The 22,557-nt window shown below is 71.9% G+C and carries 21 protein-coding genes; 10 read left to right on the top strand and 11 right to left on the bottom strand.

Annotated features, from left to right (window positions below; translation table 11 throughout):
* Window positions 1-14 precede the first annotated feature (14 nt).
* Window positions 15-458: a VOC family protein gene (locus ACIRC0_RS16155; protein WP_384611750.1), complete on the top strand. Its 444-nt coding sequence runs from the start codon at window positions 15-17 to the stop codon at window positions 456-458.
* 57 nt (window positions 459-515) lie between these two features.
* On the opposite strand, the gene cseC is transcribed toward ACIRC0_RS16155, so the two are convergent.
* The 5 genes from cseC to ACIRC0_RS16130 all read right to left on the bottom strand — a co-directional run bounded on the left by cseC (window position 516) and on the right by ACIRC0_RS16130 (window position 5,104).
* Window positions 516-1,856 carry a two-component system sensor histidine kinase CseC gene (gene cseC / locus ACIRC0_RS16150; RefSeq protein WP_403616573.1) on the bottom strand — a complete coding sequence of 447 codons (1,341 nt, stop codon included), beginning with the start codon at window positions 1,854-1,856 and terminating at the stop codon, window positions 516-518.
* 14 nt (window positions 1,857-1,870) lie between these two features.
* Entirely contained in the window at window positions 1,871-2,575 is a 705-nt protein-coding gene (cseB, locus tag ACIRC0_RS16145; protein ID WP_366028062.1) for a two-component system response regulator CseB, read from the bottom strand.
* A 25-nt stretch (window positions 2,576-2,600) separates the two neighbouring features.
* Window positions 2,601-3,257 carry a hypothetical protein gene (locus ACIRC0_RS16140; RefSeq protein ID WP_403616571.1) on the bottom strand — a complete coding sequence of 219 codons (657 nt, stop codon included), beginning with the start codon at window positions 3,255-3,257 and terminating at the stop codon, window positions 2,601-2,603.
* Entirely contained in the window at window positions 3,245-3,784 is a 540-nt protein-coding gene (locus tag ACIRC0_RS16135) for a SigE family RNA polymerase sigma factor (RefSeq protein WP_200422421.1), read from the bottom strand. The genes ACIRC0_RS16140 and ACIRC0_RS16135 overlap by 13 nt, the downstream gene beginning before the upstream one ends.
* Before the next feature lie 360 nt (window positions 3,785-4,144).
* Window positions 4,145-5,104, bottom strand: a complete 960-nt coding sequence (locus tag ACIRC0_RS16130) for an A/G-specific adenine glycosylase (RefSeq protein ID WP_403616568.1) — start codon at window positions 5,102-5,104, stop codon at window positions 4,145-4,147.
* Between the two features lie 239 nt (window positions 5,105-5,343).
* Between ACIRC0_RS16130 and ACIRC0_RS16125 the strand changes: the two genes are divergently transcribed.
* Window positions 5,344-6,156: a hypothetical protein gene (locus ACIRC0_RS16125; protein ID WP_403616566.1), complete on the top strand. Its 813-nt coding sequence runs from the start codon at window positions 5,344-5,346 to the stop codon at window positions 6,154-6,156.
* 112 nt (window positions 6,157-6,268) lie between these two features.
* Here the strand turns inward: ACIRC0_RS16125 and disA are convergent, their stop codons facing one another.
* Together disA and radA are read right to left on the bottom strand one after the other, a co-directional pair.
* Window positions 6,269-7,393: a DNA integrity scanning diadenylate cyclase DisA gene (gene disA, locus ACIRC0_RS16120; protein ID WP_103842159.1), complete on the bottom strand. Its 1,125-nt coding sequence runs from the start codon at window positions 7,391-7,393 to the stop codon at window positions 6,269-6,271.
* Window positions 7,394-7,474: 81 nt separating this feature from the next.
* Window positions 7,475-8,884, bottom strand: coding sequence for a DNA repair protein RadA (gene radA / locus ACIRC0_RS16115; protein ID WP_403616563.1), 1,410 nt, complete (start codon window positions 8,882-8,884; stop codon window positions 7,475-7,477).
* Window positions 8,885-9,109: 225 nt separating this feature from the next.
* On the opposite strand from radA, the gene ACIRC0_RS16110 reads away from it, so the two are divergent.
* Entirely contained in the window at window positions 9,110-10,831 is a 1,722-nt protein-coding gene (locus tag ACIRC0_RS16110) for a hypothetical protein (protein ID WP_403616561.1), read from the top strand.
* Between the two features lie 24 nt (window positions 10,832-10,855).
* Here ACIRC0_RS16110 and ACIRC0_RS16105 read toward each other — a convergent pair whose 3' ends face one another.
* Window positions 10,856-11,725 (bottom strand): hypothetical protein, encoded by an 870-nt coding sequence (locus tag ACIRC0_RS16105; protein ID WP_403616559.1) that lies wholly within the window; start codon window positions 11,723-11,725, stop codon window positions 10,856-10,858.
* 71 nt (window positions 11,726-11,796) lie between these two features.
* Here ACIRC0_RS16105 and ACIRC0_RS16100 point away from each other — a divergent pair, with 71 nt between their 5' ends.
* From ACIRC0_RS16100 to ilvD, 3 genes are all read left to right on the top strand, one after another.
* Complete coding sequence (locus ACIRC0_RS16100; RefSeq protein WP_403616557.1) at window positions 11,797-12,729, top strand: Ppx/GppA family phosphatase; 933 nt, start codon at window positions 11,797-11,799, stop codon at window positions 12,727-12,729.
* Between the two features lie 176 nt (window positions 12,730-12,905).
* Window positions 12,906-13,730, top strand: a complete 825-nt coding sequence (locus ACIRC0_RS16095; protein ID WP_403616555.1) for a sugar phosphate isomerase/epimerase family protein — start codon at window positions 12,906-12,908, stop codon at window positions 13,728-13,730.
* Between the two features lie 137 nt (window positions 13,731-13,867).
* The gene (ilvD, locus tag ACIRC0_RS16090) at window positions 13,868-15,721 is read left to right on the top strand and encodes a dihydroxy-acid dehydratase (RefSeq protein ID WP_403616553.1); all 1,854 of its coding nucleotides are present in this window, start codon (window positions 13,868-13,870) and stop codon (window positions 15,719-15,721) included.
* A gap of 49 nt (window positions 15,722-15,770) precedes the next feature.
* Here ilvD and ACIRC0_RS16085 read toward each other — a convergent pair whose 3' ends face one another.
* Window positions 15,771-17,864, bottom strand: a complete 2,094-nt coding sequence (locus tag ACIRC0_RS16085) for a serine/threonine-protein kinase (protein ID WP_403616550.1) — start codon at window positions 17,862-17,864, stop codon at window positions 15,771-15,773.
* A gap of 181 nt (window positions 17,865-18,045) precedes the next feature.
* Here ACIRC0_RS16085 and ACIRC0_RS16080 point away from each other — a divergent pair, with 181 nt between their 5' ends.
* From ACIRC0_RS16080 to proC, 4 genes are all read left to right on the top strand, one after another.
* Complete coding sequence (locus ACIRC0_RS16080) at window positions 18,046-18,360, top strand: SH3 domain-containing protein (protein WP_403616547.1); 315 nt, start codon at window positions 18,046-18,048, stop codon at window positions 18,358-18,360.
* Between the two features lie 48 nt (window positions 18,361-18,408).
* Window positions 18,409-18,903, top strand: coding sequence for an EamA/RhaT family transporter (locus ACIRC0_RS16075; protein WP_403616545.1), 495 nt, complete (start codon window positions 18,409-18,411; stop codon window positions 18,901-18,903).
* Between the two features lie 66 nt (window positions 18,904-18,969).
* On the top strand, window positions 18,970-19,746 hold the full coding sequence (locus ACIRC0_RS16070; protein WP_403616542.1) for a class I SAM-dependent methyltransferase: 777 nt from the start codon (window positions 18,970-18,972) through the stop codon (window positions 19,744-19,746).
* A gap of 132 nt (window positions 19,747-19,878) precedes the next feature.
* Window positions 19,879-20,688 carry a pyrroline-5-carboxylate reductase gene (gene proC / locus ACIRC0_RS16065; RefSeq protein WP_403617341.1) on the top strand — a complete coding sequence of 270 codons (810 nt, stop codon included), beginning with the start codon at window positions 19,879-19,881 and terminating at the stop codon, window positions 20,686-20,688.
* Window positions 20,689-20,810: 122 nt separating this feature from the next.
* On the opposite strand, the gene trpS is transcribed toward proC, so the two are convergent.
* Window positions 20,811-21,845 (bottom strand): tryptophan--tRNA ligase, encoded by a 1,035-nt coding sequence (gene trpS, locus ACIRC0_RS16060; RefSeq protein WP_403616539.1) that lies wholly within the window; start codon window positions 21,843-21,845, stop codon window positions 20,811-20,813.
* A 1-nt stretch (window position 21,846) separates the two neighbouring features.
* A complete protein-coding gene (locus ACIRC0_RS16055; RefSeq protein ID WP_200422434.1) occupies window positions 21,847-21,996 on the bottom strand; it encodes a hypothetical protein in 150 nt (49 codons plus the stop codon).
* Window positions 21,997-22,557 lie beyond the last annotated feature (561 nt).

Below are 22,557 nucleotides of genomic sequence, written 5' to 3'. Positions count from 1 at the left end.
TCCAGGAGCACGCCATGATCAAGGGGCTCGCCATCACCACCGTCTGGGTCCTCGACCAGGACCGGGCCAAGGAGTTCTACACGCAGAAGCTCGGCCTCGAGGTCCGTACGGACATGACCATGGGCGACGGCGGCATGCGCTGGCTCACCGTCGGCGCCCCGGACCAGCCCGACGTCGAGCTGACGCTCATGGTGCCCGGGCCGCCCGCGATGGACCCCGAGTCCGCCGAGATGATGAAGAAGCTCATCGCCAAGGGCGCTCTCGGTGCCGGTGTGCTGGCCACCGACGACATCCACGGCGACTACAAGCGGCTCAAGGACCGCGGAGTGGAGTTCCTCCAGGAGCCGCAGGAGCGGCCGTACGGCACCGAGGCGCTCTTCCGCGACGACTCCGGCAACTGGTTCTCCTTCACCCAGCGCCGCGAGGGCGGTCTGGACTTCGAGAAGGAGTGGAGCTAGCCGGCTCTTCCCTGTCCTTCTGCCGACCCCGGTCCTGCGGCCTCCCGGTCCCGCTCCTCACTTGCCCGACAGCGGCAGCGTCGGGAAGCTGCCCGTGTCCGTCGGCGCGTGCTCCGGCAGCCACAGCACCGCCACCGCCCCCTCGGCCGGCACATCGTCCGGCACCCCGGGCGCCCGGATGTTGCGGAACGTCAGCCGGGCGCCCAGCACCCGCGCCTGCCCCGCCGCGATCGTCAGACCCAGCCCATGACCCTGGCCCGAGCGGTCCGAGCTGCCCGTACGGAACCGGCTCGGGCCCTCGGCCAGCAGCTCCTCGGGGAAGCCGGGCCCGTGGTCCCGTATCCGGATCACCCGGCCCTCGACGGACACCTCGATGGGCGGCTTGCCGTGCCGTGCCGCGTTCGCCAGCAGGTTGAACAGCACCCGCTCCAGACGGCGCGGGTCCGTGGTGACCTCCGACTCGTGGATCACCCTGACCTCGACGTCCGCGTCCTTCGCGGCCACCCGCCGGGTCACGAACTCACCCAGCATGATGTCCTGCAGCTCGGCCCGCTCGGAGGCGCCGTCCAGACGGGCCACCTCCAGGACGTCCTCCACGAGCGTCCGCATGGCCTTCGCGCGGTCCAACACCAGTTCGGTGGGGCGGCCCGGCGGCAGCAGCTCCGCCGCGGTGAGCAGGCCCGTCACCGGCGTGCGCAGCTCATGCGCGATGTCCGCCGTCACCCGGCGCTCCGCCTCCAGCCGCTGCTGCAACGCGTCCGCCATCGCGTCCACCGCCCGCGCCAGATCGTCCGTCTCGTCGCGTACGACACCACCGATCGCGTCCCGTACGCGCACGTCCGCCTCGCCCTTGGCGACCCGGTTCGCCGCGGCGGCCGCCTTGCGCAGCCGGCCCGACAGCTGCCCGCCGATCAGCACGCCGAGCGCGGAACCGCCGAGGACGACCGCGATCGAACCGATGATCAGGGCCTGGTCGAGGTCCTTGATCACCCCGGCGCTGCGGTCCGTGCGGGTGTGCAGGGACAGCACCCGGCCGTCCTTGAGCGGTACGGCGGCCCAGGTGTCCGGCACCCCGTTGCGGTCCCAGGACGCGAAGGTGGCGCGCCTGCCCTGCATGACCTTCTCCAGCAGGTCCCGTGGGATGGCCGGATCGTCGATTCTGGTTCCGAACGTCTGGGTGCGCCCGGACTCGTACATCCGCTGCGCCACCTGGATGCGCTCGTAGGCGAGGTCACGTGCGCTGTTCAGCATCGACACCTGCGCCGCGTTGTGCACGACCAGGCTCAACGCGATCGCGACGAGCGCCCCGACCAGGGCGATCGCCGCGCTGAGCTTCCATCTCAGACCGGTTCGTATGGCCGCGTCCTCGGGGACGAGGCGGCCGATGATCCCCCGCATGCTCCTGTCCCCGCTCACGCCTTCAACTTGTAGCCGAAGCCGCGGACCGTCTCGATCCGGTCCTGGCCGATCTTGGTGCGCAGCCGCTGCACATGGACGTCGACGACACGGGTGTCCCCGCCCCAGCCGTAGTCCCACACGCGCTCCAGCAGCTTGTCGCGCGACAGTACGGTGCCGGGCGCCGACGAGAACTCGAGCAGCAGGCGCATCTCGGTCGGCGTCAGGGCCACCGGCTGCCCGGCCCGCCGGACCTCCATCCCCTCGGTGTCGACCTCCAGATCACCGAAGGTGAGCACTCCGTCGTCCCCGGACGAGGTGTCCTCGGCCGCCCGGCCGGCGCCGCTCGCGTGCCCGAAGCGGCGCAGCACCGCACGGATGCGCGCCACCAGCACGGCGCCGTCGAAGGGCTTGGTCACGTAGTCGTCGGCGCCCGCCTCCAGACCGAGCACCACGTCGATCGAGTCGGCCCGCGCGGACAACATGATGACCGGCACGGTCGACTCGTCGCGGATGCGCCGGCACAGGCTGACCCCGTCCAGGCCCGGAACCATCACGTCCAGCAGAGCGATGTCGGGACGGCGGGCGCGGAACGCCTCCAAGCCCGACAGGCCGTCGGGCATGGCGGTCACCGCGAAGCCGTCCCGCTCCAGCGCGAGCTGGGTGGCCTCGCGGATGACGTCGTCGTCCTCGACGAACAGGACGTGTGTCTGCTCTGCCATCCGCTGCTCTCAGTAGGGGTCGCTGTCAGTTCTTGGTGGGGGCGGCGGTGCCGCTGTTGCCCACGGCGTTGCTGTACTCGTTGCGCGTGCGGGCTATCTCGGTGAAGTGGCTGGTCCTCCAGTCGTAGGTGATCACTTCCTCGCTGGAGGGGTACGACACCGGGTCGCCCTTCTGGTACATCTGCTGGGTCACCACCAGGTCGCCGCGGTCGATCTCCGCGTAGACCGGCGGCTCCTCGGCCTTGAAGACATTCTGGTACCTGTGGTTCTTCATGCGGTACACGTACGAGCCGATCCCGACCGCGTCACCGCACGTCATCACGTTGACCACGATGTCGTCGACATCGCCGCCGGTGAGGTCGCCGTAGGACACGTCGACCGGATACTCGTCGGCCACGCAGGGCTTCAGGTCCTCCTTGACCACCTTGGCGACCTGCGGGTCATCCTTGACGATCTTCACCACCTCGGCGCGCGTGGGCTCCTTGGTGGTGGGCGACGGCGACGGCGTGGCGGCACCCGAGATCACCGGGTCGCTGCCCGCGGGTCCCTCGTCCCGGGCGCCCGCGCCGCCGGTGGCGCAGGCGGATACGAAAAGCCCGAGGGCGGTGACCGCGGCCACCGCCGCCGTCACCGCCTTCAGGGCTCCGCTGAGCCGTATGACCCCCGTGCCTAGGCCGCGCAACGCTCCCGCTCCTCACGCTCCAGCGCGCGTGCGTCCAGGTCGCGGGCTTCCAGCTCCTCGCGGAGCCGGGCGAGCGCCCGGTGCAGCGTGCTCTTGACCGTACCGGCCGACATGCCGAGGGCGGCGGCCGTCTCCTCCGTGGACATCTGCTCCCAGTGTCGCAGCACGACGACGCTGCGCTGCTTGGGAGCGAGCACCTTCAGGACGTCCATCAGCAGGGCGCGGGCGGCGTGCTGCTCCGTGGAGTCCTCCACCGACGCGTCCGGGAGCTGCTCGGTGGGGACCTCCTCCAGTTTGCGCGAGCGCCACCACTCGGTCCGCGTGTTGATCATGACGCGGCGCAGGTAGGCGTCGGCCAGCCGCTTGTCCGCGATGCCGTCCCAGCGGCCGTACGTGCGCACCAGCGCGGTCTGCAGCAGGTCCTGGGCGTCGGTCGGGTCGGGGACCAGCCGGCGCGCGCTGCGCAGCAGCGCGTCCTGCCGGGTGCGTACGTATTCTTCGAACTCGAGCACCTCGCCGTGCGCCATTCCAACCGCCTCCGTTCCCCGTTTCCCGACCTGTGGTCCGGCTGCGCCCCGCAGCCCGGCCGGTTCCTCACAACCTCGAGCGGGCCCGTCCCGAGCCCGGGTGCCGCACTGCCGGCGGCACGCATATGAAGTTACGGACGAGTTGTCACGGCGTTGTCCGTTCCAGGCTGCGGAGAGCACTCGGCTGTCCGTCGGTTGTGTAACAGGCGTAGGAACGGGGTAAAGGCAGGCGGGAGTTGGGGCGGGTATGGGGTGATTTGTCAAGCGGGTAGGGAGCGGAAGGCTGTGATGTGGCGGCGGTGTTGCTGTGACGGGACCAAGGGTTGGCTGTGAAGTCACCGAGCGGGGCGCTCGGACGGGTCAGGTGAGGGGCAGGCGGTAGAGGCGCCCCGGGAGGGGCTCCACCAGGCCGTCGGAGACCAGGCCGTCCAGGGCGCGGGCGCGCTGGACCGGGTCGTCCCACACGCGGTCGAGCGCCGACTGCGGTACCGGGCCCGCGGCCTCCCGCAGCACGGCCAGCAGCCGGCCGCGCACCTGGCGGTCCGTGCCCGCGTACGTCTGGCCGCGGCGCGGCGGACCGTCGTGCTCGGGCTTCCCGGCCAGTCGCCAGGCGCACTGCGTGGCGATCGGGCAGCGGTGGCAGTTCTCGTTCTTCGCCGTGCAGATCAGCGCGCCCAGTTCCATGGAGGCGGCGGCCCAGCGCGAGGCGGTGCGCTCGTCGTCCGGCAGCAGTTCCCGGGCGAGCCTGCGCTCGGCGGCGGTGGTGGCGTTGGGCGGGTACTGAACACCGGTGACCGCGCGGGCCAGGACCCGGCGCACATTGGTGTCGAGCACCGGGTGCCGCTGGCCGTAGGCGAACGACGCGACGGCGGCGGCCGTGTACTCGCCGATCCCGGGCAGGGCGAGCAGTTGGGCGTGGTCGGTGGGGACGTCGCCGCCGTGCCGTTCCGTTATGGCGACCGCGGCGCCGTGCAGGCGGAGGGCGCGGCGGGGGTAGCCGAGGCGGCCCCAGGCGCGGACCGCTTCGCCGGGGGGTTCCTTGGCCAGGTCGGCCGGGCGGGGCCAGCGGGTGAGCCACTGCTCGTAGACGGGCAGGACGCGGTTGACCGGCGTCTGCTGCAGCATGAACTCACTGACCATCACGCCCCAGGGCCCGGCCTCCGGGCGCCGCCACGGGAGATCACGGGCGTGCTGCTCGAACCAGGCGATGACCGGGCCGTGCAGGACCGTGCCGGGGGCTTGGCCGGTGGCGGTGGAGCCGGGGGTGCCGTCGGTCTGAGTGGGGGCGGTGGCGGGGGCGGGGGTGGTGGGTGCAGTCATGGCGTAGTCGATCCTGCCATGCCGGGGGTGGTCGGGTGGGGAACCGGCTCGGGGTGGTTTTGTCCGGGATGACCTCTCGTGGGCTCCGGGGGCCGGGCTCGGTGTCCGTGGGTGAGGGCGCCCGCCGGAGAGCCGCCGGCTCGGCGGACGCGGTTCTTCGAGATGATGATCCGGAAAAGTTGTGCTCCGGGCGGCGGGTGGGGCCAGGTGTGGGGGAGATCTCTCGTACAGTTTGCGCCGTGGGATCTCTGCGCAATCCGGTTGGGCCGCTTCCCTCCTCCATCTACTGGCGACGGAGGGCCGTAGCGCTGTCCGTGGTCGCCCTGTTGGTGATGCTCGTCGTGTGGGCGGTCACCTCTTCCGGCGGCGGCGGGAAGAACAAGGCGGACGGCTCGAACGGCAAGCATCCCACGTCGGCGATCACGCCGGGCCCGTCCGGTACGGGGCCCGCGATCAGTCAACGCCCGGGCGGGCGCGACGAGTCGGGCGGTGGCGACGGTTCCGGGTCCTCCGGGTCGTCGGGCTCCGGAGCCTCCGGTGGAACGAGCGGCGCCGGATCCGGTGGCACGGGTGACGGAGCCAACGGCGGTGGTGGCGGCGGCACTTCCTCCGCCGCCGACCAGCTCCCCGCCGGCGGCGGGGCGACGCTGCCCAACTGCGCATCGGGAACGGTGCAGTTGACGCTGCGGAGCTTGCACAACACCTACGAACCCGGGGACACCCCCACCTTCCAGCTGATCGCCAAGAACACCTCCGGCAGCGACTGCAAGGTCGACCTCGGCCCCAAGTACGCGGTTATGACGATCACTCAGACGGGAAGCGGCAGCGCCTTCTGGACCTCGGCGGACTGCCCCGGCGGCTCGGGCAGCGCGCTGTTCCGAGTGCCCGCGAACGAGCAGGTCACCTACACCGTGAAGTGGGACCGCAAGCACAGCGCACCCAACTGCGCGACACCACCGGCGGGTTCCGCGCCGGCGGACACCTACCTGGTCGAGGCGAAGGTCCCCGGCTTCCCGAAGACGCAGACGTCGTTCGTGCTGGCGAAGGACTAGAGCCCGTCTTTCGCACGGGCCCGGCGTCGCGGGCCCCGGGCCGCGAGTACGGCGCCCCCGACTGCCGGGTGCCGTGCACGTCACGGTGCCCCGGCCCCGGCTCAGCCGTCGGTCAGACGTACCGTTCGAGGATCGAGGACTCCGCCAGCCGCGACAGGCCCTCGCGTACGCTCCGCGCCCGGGCCTCGCCCACGCCGTCCACCGTCTGCAGGTCGTCCACGCTGGCCGCCAGCAGTTTCTGGAGGCCGCCGAAGTGCTCCACCAGGCGGTCGATGATCGCGCCGGGCAGCCGCGGGACCTTCGCCAGCAGGCGGAAACCGCGCGGGGACACCCCGGAGTCGAGCGCCTCGGGGGAGCCGGTGTAACCCAGCGCCTTGGCGACCGTGGACATCTCCAGGAGCTCCGCGTGGCTCAGCGCGTCCAGCTCGGCCAGCGCCTCCTCGACCGTGCGGGAGCGCTTCGCGGTCGGTTCCGGCACGTAGTCCCGGACCACCAGTTCGCGCTCGGGTTCCACGCCCGCGATCAACTCGTCGAGCTGGAGGGCGAGGAGGCGGCCGTCCGTGCCCAGCTCGACCACGTACTCCGCGATCTCGGTGGCGATGCGGCGCACCATCTCCAGCCGCTGCGCCACCGCGGAGACGTCCCGGACCGTCACCAGGTCCTCGATCTCCAGCGCGGACAGCGTCCCGGCCACCTCGTCCAGGCGGAGCTTGTACCGCTCCAGCGTGGCCAGGGCCTGGTTGGCGCGGGACAGGATCGCCGCCGAGTCCTCCAGGACGCGGCGCTGCCCGTCGACGTACAGCGCGATCAGCCGCATCGACTGGGACACGGAGACCACCGGGAAGCCGACCTGCTTGCTCACCCGGTCCGCCGTGCGGTGCCGGGTGCCCGTCTCCTCGGTCGGGATCGTGGGGTCGGGGACGAACTGCACGCCCGCCCTGAGGATCTTGGACAGGTCCGAGGAGAGCACGAGACCGCCGTCCAGCTTGCACAGCTCCCTGAGCCGCGTGGCCGTGAACTCGACGTCCAGGACGAAACCGCCCGTGCACATCGCCTCGACGGTCTTGTCCGAGCCCAGCACGATGAGGCCGCCGGTGTTGCCGCGGAGCACGCGCTCCAGTCCGTCACGCAGGGGCGTGCCAGGTGCCACGGCGCTCAGCGAGGCGCGCATCAGGCGATCGGAACCGGCACTCCCACCGGACTTTCCGGGAGCTGCTGCCCGGTCGTTGGCTGCCACTGCACTCCTCCGGTCGCAGGTTCTGGGGCGCTCCCGTGTCGCACACTCGGTTCGTACGGACGGGCGAGACCAGGGCAAAGTCTACCGGCGGTCTTCCTCCTCCCGTGGGGCCTCTCGGCGACGGGAGCGGGGGAGGACCCGCAGCGCGTCCCCTATGTCCGCCACTTCCAGCACCTTCATCCCGGGCGGGATCCTTCCCGGATCGGCCGGTACGAGGGCGTGGGTGAAGCCCAGGCGGTGGGCCTCGGCCAGGCGGCGCTGGACGCCCGTGACCCGTCTGACCTCTCCGGCGAGGCCGACCTCGCCGATCGCCACCAGGTTCTTGGGCAGCGGGGTGTCGCTCGCGGCGCTCGCCAGCGCCAGTGCCACCGCCAGGTCGGCGGCCGGTTCGGAGAGCTTCACGCCGCCGACGGTCGCGGAGTAGATGTCCCGCTTGCCCAGGGCGCTGATCCGGCCGCGCTGCTCCAGCACGGCGAGCATCATCGAGACGCGGGAGGTCTCCAGGCCGGACGTCGTACGCCGCGGGGAGGGGATCTGCGAGTCGACGGTCAGGGCCTGCACCTCGGCCACCAGGGGGCGGCGGCCCTCCAGGGTGACGGTGAGGCAGGTGCCGGGGACCGGCTCGGCGCGGCGGGTCAGGAACAGGCCGCTGGGGTCCGCGAGGCCCGTGATGCCCTCGTCGTGGAGCTCGAAGCAGCCGACCTCGTCCGTGGCGCCGTAGCGGTTCTTCACGCCCCGGACCAGGCGCAGGCGCGCGTGCCGGTCGCCCTCGAAGTGCAGGACGACGTCCACCAGGTGCTCCAGCAGGCGCGGACCCGCGATCGCGCCGTCCTTGGTGACGTGGCCCACCAGGAGCGTGGCCATGCCGCGCTCCTTGGATGCGCGGATCAGGGCCCCGGCGACCTCGCGCACCTGGGCCATGCCGCCGGGCGCGCCGTCGATCTCCGGGGAGGCGACGGTCTGGACCGAGTCGAGCACGAGCAGGGACGGCTTGACCGCGTCCAGGTGGCCGAGGACGGCCGCGAGGTCCGTCTCCGCCGCCAGGTAGAGGTCGTCGTGGATGGCTCCGATGCGGTCGGCGCGCAGCCGCACCTGGCTCGCGGACTCCTCGCCGGTCACATACAGCGTGCGGTGCTCGTCGCTCGCCGCCTTCGCCGCGACGTCGAGCAGCAGCGTGGACTTGCCGACGCCCGGTTCGCCCGCCAGCAGCACGACCGCGCCCGGTACGAGTCCGCCGCCGAGGACGCGGTCCAGCTCGGGCACGCCGGTGGGGCGGGCGGTGGCCTGCCGCCCGTCGACCTGGCCGATCGGCAGGGCGGAGGTGGTCACCCGCCCCGGTGTCGTCGTGCGCACGGCGGGCGCGCCGTACTCCTCGATCGTCCCCCAGGCCTGGCACTCGGGGCAGCGGCCGAGCCACTTGGCCGTCTGCCAGCCGCACTCGGTGCAGCGGTAGGACGGCCGGTCCTTGGAGGTCTTCGTACGGGCAGCCATGGTCGAAACCGTAGCGGGGGCCACTGACAACCGGTCGCACGGCGACCGGGAGGGGAGCTTCGGCAGGGCGGTCCTACAATCCGGCGCCCCGCCGCCCTGCGCGCCCCCCAAACTGCGGAATACATCGCTCCTGTCCCCTTATGAGGGATCGTTTCACCCGTACGGAGTAAAAGTGCTCAAGGGGGAAGAAGGTGCCGGTCATCGCCGCCTACGGTCGCACGGGTGATGAGCAGCAGGCCGGAGATCTCGACGCACGCCACCGGCGCACACCCGGCGCGCAATGACGCGCGGCAGCGGGGAAGCGCGCCCTGTGGCGCGACCCCTCGCACCCTGGCGCAGCGCCTGCCCGCGCGCTACGACCCCTACGTGGACGGACTGTTCACGTACTGCCTGTCCGTGCTGTGCGACCACGACGCGGCGACCGAGGCCCTCGGGGACGCCCTCGCGCTCGCCGAGCGCCGGGGTACCCGCGGCCCGCGGTCCCACGACGACCACCGCGCCTGGCTGTACGCCCTCGCCCGCTGGTCCTGTCTGCGCCGCCTCGCCGAGGCCCGGCGCCACCGCCGGGCCGGGCGCGACCGCGACCTCGGCGCGCACAAGGAAGCCGCCGACCGGCGCGCCGCCGCGGCCCTCGGCACCACCCCCGAGCCGGCCGAGGAGACCGAGGAGCTGCGCCGCCGCGAGCTCGCCCAGCTCGCCTGGCCGGAGGCCGCCGGCACCACCCCCGAGCAGCGCGAAGCGCTCGAACTCGCGGTACGCCACCAGCTCGCCCCCCGCGAGGTCGCCGCCGTTCTCGGCCTGGACCCCACCGCCACCCGGGAGCTGCTGGCCGCCGCCGCGTGCGAGGTGGAGCGCACCCGCGCCGCCCTCGCCGTCGTCGAGACCGGCACCTGTCCGGGCGTCGCCCGCCTCACCGGCGACCGCCGGCTCGTCCTCAGCGCCGCCCTGCGCCGCGAGCTCGTCCGGCACGTCGACGACTGCCCCCGCTGCCGCCGTACCGCGGAGCGAGCCGTTCCCGGAACCTGGCCCGGCACCAGCGTCACCCCCGCCGCGCTGCCCGTCCTTCAGGCCCCGCGCGCGGCCCTGCACACCGCGATGACGCACGCAGCACGCGCGCGTGGCGGCGCCCCCCGCTTCGACCGGCGCGGCTTCCCCATGGACCCGAAGGACCACGCGGCCCGCCGCGACCGCCTGCGCGCGCGTGCCGTCACCACGACCGTCGTCGCCACCGTGGTCGCCGCCCCGGTGTTCGCCCTGTGGGCCGCCTACCGCGGCCCCCTCACCGGCGAGGCCGCCGACGGCCGCCCCGCCACCGCGCGCGAGGTGCAGGGCACGGCGTCGATCGGCGGCGAGGGTGCGACCGGGTACGAGAACGCGGGCAACGCCAGCGCGCGGGCCGGCGCCCGCCTCCCCGGCAAGGACGGCCGCACACCCGACGTCTCCGTCGAGGTCATCGGCGTGTCGACGGGCGCCCCGGGCGAGGGGCATCTGTCGGTGACAGCCCGCAACGACGGCACCACCACCCTGATCACCCTCACCGCGTCCGGCAGCTCACCGGTCCGCTGGTCCGCGACCACGGGCGCCTCCTGGCTGTACATGAACCAGTCCTCGGGCACGCTCGACCCCGGCGCGTCGTTCACGATCCGCGTCTACGTCGACCACCTCCACGAGCCCACCGGCCCCTGGCACGCGCAGGTCGCGGTGGCCCCGGCGGGCGCCGTCGTCTCGATCGACGGCTACGGCACGGCAGGCCCCTCCGAGCCGCGCCCCACCCCCACCCGGACCGTCCCGTCCGACCCCTCACCGACCGGTCCGCCGCCCGGCTCGGACCCCACCCCCGGCGATCCGACGCCGACCGACCCGCCGACCTCCAGCCCGTCGCCCTCCGATCCGCCGGCCTCCAGCCCGCCGCCCACCGACAGCGGCGCGCCGAGCCCGGCGTCGTAGGCCGCCTCGTCCGTGCCGATACCGTCAGGCCACGGGATCCGCGGGATGCGGTGCCACCAGCGGCAGCTGCGAGGCCAGGCGCTGCTCGCACAGCTCGGCCAGGCGGTCGTACCCCGCCTTGCCCATCAGCTCGGTCAGCTCCGCCCGGTAGGAGACGTACACCGGCTCGCCCGCGCCGTGCGCCGACGTCGCCGAGGTGCACCACCAGTGCAGGTCGTGGCCGCCCGGACCCCAGCCCCGGCGGTCGTACTCACCGATCGACACCTGCAGCACCCGGGTGTCGTCGGGCCGGTCGATCCACTCGTACGTGCGCCGGATCGGCAGCTGCCAGCACACGTCCGGCTTGGTCTCCAGCGGCTCGCGTCCCTCCCTGAGGGCGAGGATGTGCAGCGAGCAGCCCGCGCCGCCCGCGAACCCCGGCCGGTTCTGGAAGATGCACGAGCCCTGGTACGGGCGGGTCTGCCGGGACCCCTCGTCGTCCTCCGCGACCCAGCCCGTCTCCATGCCCACGTCATGGTGCTGCCAGATCTCCGGGGTGAGCCGTGCCACGTGCTCGGCCACCCGCTTCTCGTCGTCCTCGTCCGAGAAGTGCGCCCCCAGCGTGCAGCACCCGTCGTCCGCGCGGCCCGCCTGGATGCCCTGGCAGCCGCTCCCGAAGATGCAGTTCCAGCGCGAGGTCAGCCATGTCAGATCGCAGCGGAAGACCTGCTCGTCGTCGGCCGGATCCGGAAACTCCACCCACGCGCGCGCGAAGTCGAGCCCCTTCTCGTCACTCGCCTTCAGGGCTTTCTTCGCCATCTTCAGGGCCTTCTCTGACGGGGACGCCTTCGCCTGCGAAGAATCCTTCGATCCCTTGGAGGATTTGTCGGTCTTCGCCTTTTTCGTCTTTGGCACGCCTCCAGAGTAAGTGGCCGCGGACCGCTCCGGGGACGGCAGATCCCGGCACTGGCAGTAGCGTTCCGTACATGAGACTCGGTGTCCTCGACGTGGGTTCGAACACGGTGCATCTGCTGGTGGTGGACGCCCACCCCGGCGCGCGCCCCCTGCCCGCGCACTCGCACAAGGCGGAGCTGCGACTCGCCGAACTCCTGGAGGGCGGCGGAGCCATCGGCCAGGAGGGCGTGGACAGACTGGTCGCCGTCGTCCGGGACGCCCTCCAGGCCGCCGAGGACAAGGGCGTCGAGGACCTGCTGCCGTTCGCCACCTCCGCGGTGCGCGAGGCCGGCAACGCCGACGACGTCCTCGCCCGGGTCGAGGACGCCACGGGCGTCGAGCTGCAGGTGCTGACCGGCGAGGAGGAGGCCCGGCTGACCTTCCTCGCCGCCCGCCGCTGGTTCGGCTGGTCCGCGGGCAAACTCCTCGTCCTCGACATCGGCGGCGGCTCCCTGGAGATCGCCTACGGCATCGACGAGGAACCCGACGCCGCGGTGTCCCTGCCACTGGGCGCCGGCCGGCTGACCGCCGCCTGGCTGCCCGGCGACCCGCCCGACCCCGAGGACGTCAGGGCGCTGCGCCGCCACGTGCGGACCGAGATCGCCCGCACGGTCGGCGAGTTCAGCCGCTTCGGGGCGCCCGACCACGTCGTCGCCACCTCCAAGACGTTCAAGCAGCTCGCCCGCCTCGCCGGGGCGGCCCGCTCCGCCGAGGGCCTGTACGTCCAGCGCGAGCTGAAGCGGGAGTCGCTGGAGGGCTGGGTGCCCCAGCTCGCCGGGATGACGGCCGCGCAGCGCGCGGAGCTCCCGGGCGTCTCCGACGGCCGCGCGGGCCAGCTGGTGGCCGGGGCGCTGGTCGCGGAGGCGGCGATGGACCTCTTCGGCGTGGAGGCACTGGAGATATGCCCCTGGGCACTGCGGGAGGGCGTGATCCTGCGGCGGCTGGACCACATGGGCTCGGTGTGAACAGGGGGTACCCCCACAAGGGCGCGGGGCTGTGACAGGTGCGGCTCCCCGCATGGCTGCGAGCGGCCACGGCCCGTGACACCGAGCTGATCCACAAGACGCCCCCTAGTGACCTCGGCCACCCCCACCCCCCACTCCCGGCCCAACGACCGGAGGCACCCCGTACCCTGTCCCTCGTGGCAGAACCAGCGGTGCGCATCCCGGATGCGAAGGTCGCGCTGTCGACGGCCTCCGTCTACCCGGAGTCGACGGCGACGGCCTTCGAGATCGCCGCGCGCCTCGGGTACGACGGGGTCGAGGTCATGGTGTGGACCGACCCGGTCAGCCAGGACATCGAGGCGCTGCGCCGGCTCAGCGACTACCACCAGATCCCCGTTCTGGCCGTCCACGCCCCCTGTCTGCTGATCACACAGCGGGTGTGGTCCACCGACCCCTGGGTCAAACTCCAGCGGGCCCGGGCGGCCGCCGAGAAGCTCGGCGCCGGCACCGTCGTGGTCCATCCGCCCTTCCGCTGGCAGCGCCAGTACGCGCGTGACTTCGTCGACGGCATCTGGCGCATGGCGAACGAGACGGATGTGCGGTTCGCCGTCGAAAACATGTACCCGTGGCGCTACCGGGACCGCGAAATGCTCGCGTACGCCCCCGACTGGGACGTCACGAAGGACGACTACCGGCACTTCACGATCGACCTCAGCCACGCCGCGACGGCCCGCACGGACGCCCTGCAGATGCTCGACCGCATGGGCGACCGCCTCGGCCACGTCCACCTCGCCGACGGCAACGGCTCGAACAAGGACGAGCACCTCGTCCCCGGCCGCGGCGTACAACCCTGCGCCGAGGTCCTGGAGCGGCTGGCTCTGGGCGGCTTCGACGGGCACGTCGTCATCGAGGTCAACACCCGCCGCGCCATGTCCGGCGCCGAGCGCGAAGCCGACCTCGCGGAGGCCCTGGCCTTCACCCGGCTGCACCTGGCGTCGGCGGTGCGGGTGCCCCGCCGGTGAGCGGGCCGGAAGCCGGCTGAGACACACGTCCCGCATTCCGGACATCGTGTCCGTCCCTTGGAGCACCGGCGTACGCTCGACGTGAGCCAGAACTCCGCCAGGCTCCCTGGCGGAACTCTCCGAAGGAGCGAGCGACGATGCCCGAGCTGAGGTCCCGCACAGTCACCCACGGACGCAACATGGCGGGCGCCCGCGCCCTTATGCGCGCCTCCGGTGTACCCGGTGCGGACATCGGACGGAAGCCGATCATCGCCGTCGCCAACTCCTTCACCGAGTTCGTCCCGGGCCACACCCACCTCCAGCCGGTCGGCCGGATCGTCAGCGAGGCGATCAAGGAGGCCGGCGGCATCCCGCGCGAGTTCAACACCATCGCGGTGGACGACGGCATCGCCATGGGCCACGGCGGCATGCTGTACTCCCTGCCCTCCCGCGACCTGATCGCGGACAGCGTGGAGTACATGGTGGAGGCCCACTGCGCCGACGCCCTGGTCTGCATCTCCAACTGCGACAAGATCACCCCGGGCATGCTGATGGCCGCCCTGCGCCTGAACATCCCGACGGTCTTCGTCTCCGGCGGCCCCATGGAGTCCGGCCGGGCCACCCTGGTCGACGGCACCGTCCGCACCCTCGACCTGGTCGACGCGATCTCCGACGCCGTGAACGACAAGGTCTCCGACGAGGACATTCTGCGTATCGAGGAGAACGCCTGCCCGACCTGCGGCTCGTGTTCCGGCATGTTCACCGCCAACTCGATGAACTGCCTGACCGAGGCGATCGGCCTCTCCCTCCCCGGCAACGGCTCGGTCCTCGCCACCCACACCGCCCGCAAGCAGCTGTACGTGGACGCGGCCCGCACGGTCATGGACCTCACCCGCCGCTACTACGAGCAGGACGACGACACGGTCCTGCCGCGCAACATCGCCACCTTCTCCGCCTTCGAGAACGCGATGGCCCTCGACATCGCGATGGGCGGCTCCACCAACACGATCCTGCACCTGCTGGCGGCGGCCCAGGAGGCGGGCGTCCCCTTCGGCCTCGAGGAGATCGACCACGTCTCGCGCCGGGTGCCGTGCCTGGCGAAGGTCGCCCCCAACGTCGCCAAGAACCGCACGTACTACATGGAGGACGTGCACCGCGCCGGCGGCATCCCCGCCCTCCTCGGCGAGCTGCACCGCGCGGGCCTGCTGAACGAGGACGTGCACGCCGTCCACAGCCCGTCCCTCTCGGACTGGCTGAAGACGTGGGACGTCCGCGGCGGCTCCCCCTCCCCGGAGGCCGTGGAACTGTGGCACGCGGCCCCCGGCTGCGTCCGCTCGGCCGAGGCCTTCTCCCAGTCGGAGCGCTGGGAGGCCCTCGACGAGGACGCGGAGAACGGCTGCATCCGCTCCGCGGAGCACGCGTACTCCAAGGACGGCGGCCTCGCGGTCCTCAAGGGCAACCTGGCCGAGGACGGCTGCGTGGTGAAGACCGCGGGCGTCGACGAGTCGATCTGGACCTTCGAGGGCCCGGCGGTCGTCTGTGAGTCGCAGGAGGAGGCCGTCGAGAAGATCCTCACCCAGCAGGTCAAGGAGGGCGACGTCGTCGTCATCCGCTACGAGGGCCCCAAGGGCGGCCCCGGCATGCAGGAGATGCTGTACCCGACCTCGTACCTGAAGGGCCGCGGCCTGGGGAAGGCCTGCGCGCTGATCACGGACGGCCGCTTCTCCGGCGGCACGTCGGGCCTGTCGATCGGCCACGCGTCCCCCGAGGCGGCCTCCGGCGGCACGATCGCCCTGGTGCGGGACGGCGACCGCATCCGCATCGACATCCCGAACCGCACGATCGAGCTCCTGGTCTCCGACGAGGAGCTCGACACCCGCCGTGCCGCGCTGAACGGCGTCTACGCCCCCGCGAACCGCGACCGCAAGGTCTCCGCGGCACTGCGCGCGTACGCCGCGATGGCGACGAGCGCGGACAAGGGCGCGGTGCGCGATGTGACGAAGCTGGGCTGAGGATCCACTCCCGGAAGGGCCGCCCGTCGCCGGGCGGCCCTTCCGCGTCCTACCAGCGGGCCGGGTCGCGTCCGTCGACGGCGAAGACGGTGCCGTCGGGGGCGGTGGCGTAGACGTGGTGGTCGATGACCAGGGGTTCGGGCAGCGCGGCCACGACCCGGTCCGAGCCCGGGCCCAGCCGTGGCCGGGTCTGACCGGTGAGCTTCCCGTCACGGGCGTCGACGGCGATGAGCCGCCCGTCGGCCGCCGTGAAGTACACCTGCCCGTCGGCCACGACCGGCGCCGAACCGCGGCTCACGGACGTCTCCAGATGCCATAGTTCCTTCCGCGTGTCCAGGTCCACGGCCTTCAGCGCACCGCCCCCCGCCAGGAGGTAGACGACGGTTCCGTGCACGGTGGCGTGAGCGCTCTCCAGCGCGATGGTCAGGGGCACGCGGAGCGCCGACCCGGAACCGGGGGTGTAGCGGGCGACCGCTCTCGTCTCCCCGTAGTCGCCCAGGGAGAGGAAGAAGAGGGAGCCATCCTGGGAGGCGAAAGGTTCGAGCTGCCCGCTGAGCCGGGCGTCCCACCGCACGTCGCCGGTCACCGGGTCCACCGCGGTGACGCGCGTCCTGCTCCCGTCGTCAGAGACGCTCGCCGCGTACGCCGTCGGGTCTCCGGGGAACGAGGTGAACAGGGGCATGCTCTGGCCGGGGATCCGCCGGCGCCATTTCGTGTCGCCCGATGCGCTGTCGACGCCGGTGACGGTGCCGTCCTTGCCGGTGATCAGCAGCATGCCTCCGGCGGACCGCAATCCGTTGTACGGCGAGACGCCGCGCTGCCAACGCGCCCTGCCCGAAGCGGGGTCCAACGCCCCCATACGCTGCCCCTCGCCCAGCAGCGGCTGCACGAGGCCGCCCGACAGCACCGGCGGCCCGCTTCTGAGCGCCGGGGCGACGCCATGCCGCCACAGCAGCGTGCCGTCGGCCGGATCGAGGGCATAGACGAGCCCTGACCGTGCGCAGAGCAGCTTCCCCGCCCCGTAAGAACAGTGGGGCGTACCGGTGCCCCCGGAAACCGGACGCGCCTGCCACTCATGGAATCCGTCCGCCGGGGCCGACCGGGTGGTGTTCCGCAGTGGCCCGCCGTCTCCCAGCAGGGGAATCGAGGCGAACGCGCCGACGGCCACCAGACCGAGCGCCCCGGCGGCCAGAGCCACCCGCTTGCGCAGCCGCCCCCTCAGCCGCGGCTGCCGCTTCTCGGGGCCGGCCGCGGACTTCGGTACGTCGCTGTCGCCCGCCCGCTGCGCCGGTATGAACGGCTGGGTGTCGTACGAGGCCGCCACCGACCGCAGTTCCCGCATCAGTTCGTCCGGCGTGGGCCGGTCCTCGGGTTCCTTGGCGAGGCACCGCAGCACCAGCGGCGCCAGATCCTCCGGTACGCCGGCCAGTTCCGGTTCGTCGTGCACCACCTGGTAGGCCACGATGTACGGACTGTCCGAGTCGAACGGTCCCCGCCCGGTGGCCGCGTGCACCATCACGGACCCGAGCGCGAAGACGTCGGCGGCCGGCCCGACCTCCCTCGGCCGCCGGAACTGCTCGGGCGCCATGAAGGGCGGCGTACCGATCAGCTTGCCGGTCTCGGTGCGCAGTTCGCTGTCCTTGGGCCGGGAGATGCCGAAGTCGATGACCTTCGGGCCGTCCTGGGCGAGCAGCACGTTGCTCGGCTTGAGATCCCGGTGCACGACCCCGGCCCGATGGATGTCGCGCAGCGCCTCCGCGAGCCCGGCCATCAGCCGGCGCAACTGGGCCGGGACCATGGGCCCGTTCCGCTTCACATGGTCGGACAGGGTCGGTCCGGGGATGAACAGCGTGGCCATCCAGGGCCGTTCGGCCTCCGGGTCGGCGTCGACGACGGGCGCGGTGAAGGCACCGCTCACCCTCCGGGCCGCGGCAACCTCCTGCCGGAAACGGCCCCTGAACTCGGGGTCCTTCGCATACTCGGCGTGGACGACCTTCACCGCCAGCTTCATCCCGGAGGCGCTGCGGGCCAGGTGCACCACGCCCATGCCACCGGAGCCCAGGCAAGAGTCCAGACGGTAGTGGCCGGCGTACTCGGGAAGTTCCGCTTCCGCGCCCGCTTCGGTGTTGCGCTGTGGCGTCATGGACCACCCCCGTGCTGTTCGTCCGCGCGCGCGACGCACGGAGCCTAGTCGATGACTCGTGCGAGACCGAGGCGGCTTGCCAGCGTCCGCGGGCGCGTCATACACGTGTGTTTGAAGATGTGACACGAGGGAATCAACGGGACCCCATGACAGTCATGGGGCTCAACGGGGGAGGATGTCCATGTCTGTCGACCACGTGGAAGACGCGCAGCGCGACACCGAGCAGCAGACCGTCACGACGACGGCCCTTCGCTACTACTCGGTCGCCCCGGGCGTCCGGCTCAACGTCCGCAGCGGCCCCGGCACCGGCTACACCATCGTCCGGGTCCTGCCCGAGGGCGCCAAGGTGCCGATCTACTGCCAGACGCCGGGCACGACGGTGACCGGTCCGTACGGCACGAGCAACATATGGGACAACATCGCCGACGGCGAGTACGTCTCGGACGCGTACGTGAACACGGGCAGCGACGGCTACGTAGCCCCCCGCTGCGGCTGACCGGCACCGCGGCGGGGGCCGTCGGCTCTCCGGAGTGATAATCGACGCGTGAGCGACGACAACGGCACTCCGGACACCCCCAAGGGCGGCCCCCGCCCCGAACCGATCCGCTTCTTCGGCACCACCTGGGTGGATCACGACGGCGGCTACACGGCACGCCGTATCGCCGTGTCCGCCGGCTCCCTCGCCGCCGCCGCGATCTCCTGCCTCGTCCTGCGCTTCGCCTACCAGGGCCTGAGCATCGCCGACGTCGGCGCACCGGTGACGTTCCTGGTCGTGGTCATGTTCGCCGTGTGCAGCGCACTGGCGTTCGGCCACACCTGGGGAGCCTTCACCAAGCGCCCCGACCCGGAGCGCCAGTCCTCCCTCCGCGGCCTCCTCACCATCGGCTTCGTCGGCTCCCTCCTCGCCTACTTCTTCCGCTCCCTGACCGAGGCCCCCGGCGAGAGACTCCACCGCGAGGAGTACGACCAGGCCCGCGCCGCCCACGAGAAGCGCACCTCGCGCCGCACCGGCAACCCCTCCCGCCGGCGCCGTTCCTGACCCGGGCCCCGCCCAACGCCGCGTAAACCCGCTGCCCCGGCCCCGGCCGCCCGCCACCATGGGCGTATGACCGCTCCCTCCCGAGCCGCCCGCGCCCACTCCTTCAACGCCGCCGCGGCCCAGTACGCCGCGAACCGCCCCTCCTACCCGCCCGCCCTCTTCGACGCCCTCGAAGACCTCGCCGGCCGCCCCCTCGCCGGCGCCCGCGTGGCCGACATCGGTGCCGGTACCGGTATCGCCACCGCCCTGCTCAAGGCCCGCGGCGCGCACGTAATCGCTGTGGAGCCCGGCGCCGGCATGGCCGACCAGTTCCGCCGCACCCTCCCCGACGTCCCCCTCCTGCGCGGCGACGGCAACGCCCTCCCCCTCGCCACCGCCTCCACCGACGTCCTCACCTACGCCCAGTCCTGGCACTGGACCGACCCGGCCCGCTCGGTCCCCGAGGCCCTGCGCGTCCTGCGGCCGGGCGGCGCGCTCGCGCTGTGGTGGAACATGGACGCCCAGGACATCCCCTGGATAACCGAGCAGGCGGACCGCATCAAGCGCTTCTTCGGCACCGAGAAGGCCACCAAGAACGGCACCGGCGACACCCATATAGAACTCGCCTTCGAAGGCGCCCCGGAGGTCCCCGCCCACACCCGCCGCGTCGTCCGCTGGAGCCGCACGGTCCCCCTCGACACCCACCTCGCCAACATCGGCAGCCACTCGATCTTCCTGGTCGGCGGCGAGGAACTCGCCAGGGCCTTCCTCGCCGAGGAGCGGGACCACCTCCTCAAGACCTTCCCGGACGGCCGTGTCGAGGAGGTCTACGACGTGGTACTGATCGTGGCCCGGCCGCTCTAGCCGCGGGCAGTCGTGCGTGGGGCGGCACGGCAGCGCACAGCCACCGTCCCGCCCACCGGACACTCCGCCGAGCGCACCCTCCCCGGTGCGAGGATGACCGAAGGACGACGCACCCCGGAGGGCCCCACCACCATGACCCAGAAAGTCGCAGTCCTCGGTACCGGCAAGATCGGCGAAGCCCTGCTCAGCGGAATGATCCGAGCCGGCTGGGCCCCCGCCCACCTCCTGGTGACCGCCCGCCGCCCGGAGCGGGCCGAAGAGCTCCGCAGCCGCTACGGCGTCACCCCGGTCACCAACCCCGAGGCCGCGAAGAGCGCCGACACGCTCATCCTCACGGTCAAGCCCCAGGACATGGGCACGCTCCTCGACGAACTCGCCCCCCACGTCCCCGCCGACCGCCTGGTCATCAGCGGAGCCGCCGGTATCCCCACCTCCTTCTTCGAGGCCCGTCTCGCCGTCGGCACCCCGGTCGTCCGCGTCATGACGAACACCCCCGCCCTCGTCGACGAGGCCATGTCCGTCATCTCCGCCGGCACCCACGCCACCGCCGACCACCTGGCCCACACCGAGGAGATCTTCGGCGCCGTCGGCAAGACCCTCCGTGTCCCCGAGTCCCAGCAGGACGCCTGCACCGCGCTGTCCGGCTCGGGCCCGGCGTACTTCTTCTACCTGGTCGAGGCCATGACCGACGCCGGCATCCTGCTCGGCCTGCCCCGCGACAAGGCCCACGACCTCATCGTCCAGTCCGCGATCGGCGCGGCGGTGATGCTCCGCGACAGCGGCGAGCACCCGGTCAAGCTCCGCGAGAACGTCACCTCCCCCGCGGGCACCACCATCAACGCCATCCGCGAACTGGAGAACCACGGCGTACGGGCCGCCCTCATCGCCGCCCTGGAAGCCGCCCGCGACCGCAGCCGCGAACTGGCCTCCGGCAACAACTGACATCCCCCCGGGGGGCGGGTGCCGGGTCGCCCCGCCCCGCGCACGACCGCCTCCGTGGTCACCACGCGCGCGACCCCGCCCTCTTCAGGGACACCGGCCTCCCCATGCCCGGGATCGCGCGCCTACCGAGCCGCGTTCACCACGGGCTCCCGCACCCCGGAGGCCGCCGGCAGCAGGCCGATCGCGCGATACGCGGCATCCACGGTCGGCCGTGCCACCGCCCGCGCCCGCTCCGCACCGTCGCGCAGCACCTCCTCCACATACGCGGGGTCGGCGCACAACTCCCGATGCCGCTCCTGCACCGGCCTCAGCAGCTCGACCACCGCCTCCGCGGTGTCCTTCTTCAGAGCGCCGTACGACGTGTACGCACCGCTCAACTCCTCGGGATCACCCCCGGAGCAGGCGGCGAGGATCTCCAGGAGATTGGCCACGCCGGGTCGCGCCTCCCGGTCGTACACGACCTCCGCCCCACTGTCGGTCACCGCACGCATGACCTTCTTCCGTACGACGTCCGGCTCGTCGAGCAGATAGACGATCCCAGGACCGGAGTCATCGGACTTGCCCATCTTCGACGTCGGGTCCTGAAGGTTCATCACGCGGGTCGCGATCTTCGGGGGCGTCGCCCGGGGCACCACGAAGGTGTGCCCGTAGCGCTGGTTGAACCGCACGGCCAGATCCCGCGCCAGCTCCACGTGCTGCGTCTGATCGTCCCCGACCGGCACGTCGTCCGTCCCGTACGCCAGGATGTCCGCGGCCATCAGCACGGGATACGTCAGCAGGGACAGCCGTACGCTCCTACCCCGCGCCTGCTCGCGCGCGGCCTTCTCCTTGTACTGGATCATGCGCCGCATCTCGCCGTCGGTGGCCACACACTCCAGCACGTACGACAGCCGCGCGTGCTCGTCGACGTGGCTCTGCACGAACAGGGTGCACCGCTCCGGCTCTAGCCCGGATGCCAGCAACAGCGTCGCCGCCTGCCGACTGAGCCTGCGCACCCTCGCCGGATCGTGGTCCACGGTCAAGGCATGCAGGTCGACGACGCAGAAGAGCGCGTCCGCCTGGTGCTGGTCGACGTCCACCCACCGCTGAATGGCGCCCAGGTAGTTTCCCAGCGTCAGGTGCCCGGTCGGCTTGACCCCGCTGAAGACCCGTGTCATCTCACTCCACCTCCTGGTCGGGGCCGCCGCCTTCGGCCGGCCGCCCCTCGGAGATCCGGAGGGAGATACGAGAACGGCCGCCGAGGCGGCGGCCGTTGAGCGCATACGTGAGTCCGGCCGCCGTCAGGCGGCCCACCACAGCTGGTTGCACGTACGCGAAGTCATGGCACCGAGGGTACGCCCACCGGGACCTGACGCAAGGGGTACGGGACCGAGTTGACACGTACCGGACCGATCCGTAGTGTTCTCCGGGTTGTCCGACGTGAGCGCCGACTCCGGTCGGTCCCCGGGCAGCCATTCCGCAGGTACCAACCGACAATCGGCGCGACGTCGTCGTATGTATTGGCGTGCGTATTTTCGGAATGTAGGAACGAAGCCCCCGATTAGCTCGGGAGCCGAGAATCCGCTAAAGTCTCACTCGTCGGAACGGCCCAAGGGCCGCGAGGACAAGCCCGGTTGACTGGGCGTCAGGCCCCGAAGGGAACTGAGGGATCTGATAGAGTCGACAAAGCCGGAAGGCCGAAAGGCCGGAAAGCACCGAGGAAGTCGGATCGGAAAGATCTGATAGAGTCGGAAACACCGAAGGGAAGCGCCCGGAGGAAAGCCGAGAGAGTGATTCTCTCCGGTGAGTACAAAGGAAGCGTCCGTTCCTTGAGAACTCAACAGCGTGCCAAAAGTCAACGCCAGATATGTTGATACCCCGTCTCCGGTC

It is taken from the genome of Streptomyces sp. NPDC093984 (assembly GCF_044764595.1).
Classification (GTDB): domain Bacteria; phylum Actinomycetota; class Actinomycetes; order Streptomycetales; family Streptomycetaceae; genus Streptomyces; species Streptomyces cynarae.
The sequence above is the reverse complement of the archived record's forward strand: the minus strand, read 5'-3'. Positions and strand labels throughout refer to the sequence as shown.